Annotated in this window: 2 protein-coding genes and 1 pseudogene; 1 reads left to right on the top strand and 2 read right to left on the bottom strand. The window is 40.4% G+C overall.

The window, feature by feature from the left end; genetic code table 11:
- On the top strand, positions 1 to 485 hold a 485-nt coding region (locus B2X72_RS03735; protein ID WP_286848316.1), incomplete at its 5' end, for a nitroreductase family protein.
- A gap of 41 nt (positions 486 to 526) precedes the next feature.
- Here B2X72_RS03735 and B2X72_RS03740 read toward each other — a convergent pair.
- Positions 527 to 1,471 (bottom strand): MBL fold metallo-hydrolase, encoded by a 945-nt coding sequence (locus B2X72_RS03740; protein ID WP_286848317.1) that lies wholly within the window; start codon positions 1,469 to 1,471, stop codon positions 527 to 529.
- Positions 1,472 to 1,534: 63 nt separating this feature from the next.
- A pseudogene (locus tag B2X72_RS03745) lies at positions 1,535 to 2,290 on the bottom strand (TonB-dependent receptor); the annotation flags it as partial.

Genomic DNA, 2,290 nt, shown 5'->3' on the forward strand with positions numbered 1-2,290 from the left:
CTTCCATCAATAGCCAGCCATGGAAATTCTTCTTTGTCTCTTCTGGGGAGATGAAACAAAAACTCGCTGCCGCATCCTATTGGAACGCACAGAAGATAAATGAGGCAAGCCATCTGGTTGTCTTTAGCGCACTTACCGATGTAGATCGCTTTGAAGAGCAGATCGCAAACACGCTTCCAGAGGGATCGATTAATTACTATAAGCAATTTTTGCAGTCGAAAGGGGAGGTCCATGTTCAATCCTGGATGAAGCAACAGGTGTATCTTTCTTTGGGATTTTTCCTTGCAGCCTGTGCTGCAAATCATATTGACGCAACCCCAATGGAAGGAATTGAAAATTCCGTCTACGATGAAATACTGGAACTCGATGGCTATCAGACGCTGTTTGCAGTTGCTATTGGCTATCGACATGTGGAGGATGCAAATCAGCCTGCAATTACCGCAAAATCACGTTTGACAATTGCAGATATAATTGAAGAGTTCTAGGTAAAAAAGATGAAACCAATAGTGGTTTCATCTTTTTTACATTAGTTTAAACTTATCTTTTTGCCCTGTTCGGGGAAAACATAATTTATTTTAAGTGGATTATTGTTGAGCAATTCGTTTTTAATGATTTCAGGGTTGTTACCAGTTGGTTTTCGGTGTGTGACCACTATGCTTAGCCCTTCCAAGTTTTTTAGTCCCGTTTTTTCTTTGAGCTTTACGAGTTCTTCTAGCAGCAAATTGGGGGTTAGGTGACCGAAGAGTAAATTTTCTGGCTCATTATTTGGGAAGGAGACTTCAATCAATATGCTGTTTAATTGTTTATTTTTGATCAGTGGGGTAATCTTATTCCAGAGCTTATCTAGCTGATCGGATTTTTCCACCCGGTCCGCGCCAGTATCGCCGAGGTAAAGGAGGTAGTGATTATCATGGCGGACAAGTGCTGCACTACTTTTATATGGATTTACATGGCTCAGCTCATATGCCGTCAAAGATAATGCTGTATTTGGTACTTGCATTTCCAGCCCCTCCTGTAAACTGTTGTAATGATACTTTCCTAGTATGGGTTTTTGGCCCTGGTCCCCAAAATTGATCCAGGTATCCGTGATGAAATAGTGATTTTGTAGAATTTGAAGGACCTGATCAATAGCGAAAATGTTCTTTTTGCTATCGGCAGGAGAATTAATAATAAGACCCGATAGATGATCGAGATGTCCATGGGAAATGAAATATCCCTTTATTTGGTTATGCAAAATTGTTTCGACCGATCCATTTAGACTTTTCAATACAATAGCTTTTCTAATCCCGGTATTTATGGTTCCGGCGTCGAGGCAAAGGAAGGCCGTATCTCTTGGAGTGCCTACTAAATAAGCAGAAAGATTGTCTTCTTGTTCGCCACCATATATTCCCAGCGGGACAAGGTCAAAATGCTGTGCCTGACAGGTCATGGTCACAAGAAATGTAAAAATGGAAAGCGCTAGTTTTTTCATGATTATTAAACTAAAAACCCATCCGTTGTTATAGGATGGGTTCAAATTTACGTTATTTTTTGTTTATTGGTTGAATCGGTAACGTACACCCAGCTGAATTCTCCAGCGTGAAGTTTCATCCACACTGTTCGAGAAAGTGTTGGTTAAAGGAATCTGATTTGTTGCATCTAAATACGGGAATGAGAATGTTGGTTGTCCCTGCGCATTCAATCCTTTGTAATTTAAGATACCGTTCGCTTTGTTGGCAAATTGGGCAACTCCCCAGCTTTTGTTGATCATATTACCGAAATTAAATACATCAAAAGTAATCTGCAATTGATGTTTCTTACCGCTGGTATTTAAAAATACATCTTGCGCGATGCGGATATCCAGTGTTCCGATCATTTTTCCTACCAATGCGTTACGTTTCGCGTATTGGCCTCTGTGCGCGTTCAGGTAATTGTCCTGATTAATGTATCCGTTCAATTGAGACCATAATTGATCAGCTGTCCGAGTGTCTTGCACATTGTCGCCAACAAGTGCAATTTCAGCTTTACTATTTGGAATGTAGATCAAGTCATTACCAGACAAACCATCATTGTTCAGGTCACCGCCATAAGTATAAGAGTAGCGAGGCCCGTCCTGCAGTTGATAAAATAAGGAGAATGTCGTTCCTAAATGATCCAGGTATTCTTTACGGTAAGAGAAGTTGGCAATAAATCTATTTTTAACCAAATAAGTTGAATAAGATAGGTCAGCGCTATTTGGATTACCCGACAAATAGCGATCACGCCACATGGATTGAGCAATAGATCCTCCATCGTTCACAGATCTTGATTC

The sequence above is a fragment of the Sphingobacterium sp. UBA7253 genome, assembly GCF_002472745.1.
GTDB lineage: Bacteria > Bacteroidota > Bacteroidia > Sphingobacteriales > Sphingobacteriaceae > Sphingobacterium > Sphingobacterium siyangense.